General features: G+C 58.9%; 4 protein-coding genes. 3 read left to right on the forward strand and 1 reads right to left on the reverse strand.

From position 1 onward, the window contains the following. On the forward strand, positions 1-416 hold a 416-nt coding region (locus tag NW838_RS13470), incomplete at its 5' end, for a pyruvate kinase (protein WP_414428202.1). Here NW838_RS13470 and lptB read toward each other — a convergent pair. After that, on the reverse strand, positions 413-1,141 hold the full coding sequence (lptB, locus tag NW838_RS13475) for an LPS export ABC transporter ATP-binding protein (protein ID WP_414344406.1): 729 nt from the start codon (positions 1,139-1,141) through the stop codon (positions 413-415). The two genes, NW838_RS13470 and lptB, sit on opposite strands and share 4 nt — an antisense overlap. Before the next feature lie 227 nt (positions 1,142-1,368). Here lptB and NW838_RS13480 point away from each other — a divergent pair, with 227 nt between their 5' ends. Both NW838_RS13480 and NW838_RS13485 read left to right on the forward strand, forming a co-directional pair. Next, on the forward strand, positions 1,369-1,674 hold the full coding sequence (locus NW838_RS13480; protein ID WP_414428203.1) for a hypothetical protein: 306 nt from the start codon (positions 1,369-1,371) through the stop codon (positions 1,672-1,674). Positions 1,675-1,841: 167 nt separating this feature from the next. Continuing rightward, entirely contained in the window at positions 1,842-2,333 is a 492-nt protein-coding gene (locus tag NW838_RS13485; RefSeq protein WP_414358407.1) for a pentapeptide repeat-containing protein, read from the forward strand. Positions 2,334-2,463: the final 130 nt, after the last annotated feature.

Consider the following 2,463-nt stretch of genomic DNA (forward strand, 5'->3'; position numbering starts at 1 on the left):
TGGGATTGATCCTCAAAATCGAAAGCCAACAGGCCGTGAAAAACCTGCCTGCCCTCATTGCGACCGCCGCAAACCGCAGGCCCCTAGGGGTGATGATTGCCCGCGGCGACCTGGCTGTGGAAATGGGTTGGCTGCGCTTAGGCGAGATCCAAGAGGAACTCCTGTGGATTTGTGAGGCAGCCCGCGTGCCGGTGGTTTGGGCTACCCAGGTGCTGGATCAACTGACCAAGGAGGGTTTGCCCTCACGAGCCGAGCTTTCCGATGCAGTGATGTCCGCCTGCGCCGAATGCGTGATGCTCAACAAGGGCCAGTATTTGCTGGAGGCGGTCGCCCTCCTCGATGAGCTGCTGGCCCGTATGCAGACCCACCAACACAAGAAAAGCCAACGTCTGCGGGCTCTGTACTCTTGGCGCTAGAGGCGGAACTTCTCTCCTAGGTAATACTTGCGCACCAAGGGATCCGCTGCCAACTCAGCAGAAGTGCCTTTGGCCAGGATTGCCCCGTCGTTGAGGATATAGGCGCGATCGGTGATCTCCAGAGTCTCCCGCACGTTGTGGTCGGTAATCAACACGCCGATGCCCCGCTGCTTCAGCTTGGCCACCACCTCCTGAATATCCGCCACCGCAATGGGATCCACCCCCGCAAAAGGTTCATCCAGAAGCAGAAATTTCGGCCCGTGGATCCCAGCAGCCAAGGCACGGGCGATCTCCGCTCGGCGACGCTCCCCCCCTGATACCTGTAGGCCCAAGCTGTGGGCGACATGGGCGATGCGAAACTCCTCCAGCAGTTGGTTGAGCCGCTGCTGCCAAAGGCGACGGGGCACCCCTGTTTGCTCCATGATCAGCAGCAGGTTGTCTTGAATGCTGAGGCGACGAAAAATACTCGGCTCCTGGGCCAGGTAGCCGATCCCCAATTGGGCACGACGATGCATGGGCAGGTGGGTAATATCTTGGTCATCCAACCAGACATGGCCTCGGTTCGGCTGGATCAGGCCGGTCATAATGTAGAACGTGGTGGTTTTCCCCGCCCCATTGGGGCCCAGCAGCCCGACGATCTCCCCCTGCTGAATGTTCAGGCTGACGTCGCTCACCACCTCACGGCGGCCATAGCGCTTACAGATGTTTTCTAAGTAGATCTGCATAGGGCGCTGATCAATGCTCACCGATTCTGAAAGGGGCTTCTCGCCCAGACAGGGATCCTGTAGTAAGTGTCTCTCCCGAAGATGCCCCAAATCTTGCCCACAATCCAGAGAGATCTGAGCAGAATTGATCCCCTCAGGCTGACCCTGGAAGTCTTCGATACTATCATCATGACGGCGTACTGTAACTGGTTGCACCACCGCTTCAGGATGGGATCCCTGGCCTTCCCATGCTCCGCTGCCCAGACTGCTCTTGGCTCAACCCCGACTCCGATTATCGCTGTCGCCGCTGTGGGCACTTTTTGCGCCATCGCCCGCTTCCTGTTGCCGGGAAGGGATCCCAGCTCAACCCAAGAAGGCCAAACACCAACCCTGCCGACTGGCGGGAAATCCGCTGGGATCGCGTCCTGACTTCCTCGGCAATACTCGGGGTTTTGGTGGGGTTGGGGCAACTGTCTTGGCATTGGGTGCAGCCGCTGCTCAAAGATCCACCCCTTCCCAGTGTTGGCAACGGCCCGGCAGCTTCGGGACGATAGGACTCCAAACGCCATCGCGCCTTAAGAGAGCTTGTTATCAGGTGGGCCAGACAAACCTGTGGAGTGGCCGAAGTCGGCAGATGCCACTATCATGTGACCAACGCAGAACAACCCCGCTCTGCTGTGTCCCTTCACTTAAACCTTCAAAATTGCGAGGCTTGGTAACCATGAACCTCAATCTCAAAGTTCCCGCCATTTGGGCACTGCTGACCACGGCGGCCTTGGCTTCCACTGCCGCAGCCACAACCTACAACTCTTGTTTCATGCGCTACCTCACGGCTTCCCGAACCTGTCCTAATTGCCGCCTGGGATCCATTGAGCTGAGCAACTTGGATCTGGCGGAAGCCAATTTCAGCGGCTCCGATCTGATCGAGGCTAATTTGGAGCGCACCATCTTGACAGGTGCCGATCTCAGCCAGTCCTACCTGGTGGGAGCCAATTTGCGACGGGCCCAATTGAGCGGAGCCAACCTGAGTGGCGCTTACCTGGAGGGAGCGGATTTGCGGGGGGCCAACCTCCGGGGGGCCGATCTCTCTTCTGCATCCCTGTACGGTGCCGACTTGCGGGGGGCCGATCTACGCGACGCCAACCTGGTTGGGGCTGACCTGCGCTTTGCTCGCACCTGGGGCGCACGCCTGCAGGGTGCCGTTCGGGAATAGTGCCAAAGGCCGAAGCCAGCTTCCCCTCTCCCTCTCTGGGAGAGGGACTAATGAATAACGCGTACTAATTGCGTAATGCGGATGGCGAGACTCGAACTCGCAAGGCAAAGCCACACGCCCCTCAAACGTG

This window comes from Synechococcus sp. R55.2, assembly GCF_047462075.1.
Taxonomy (GTDB): Bacteria; Cyanobacteriota; Cyanobacteriia; order Thermostichales; family Thermostichaceae; genus Thermostichus.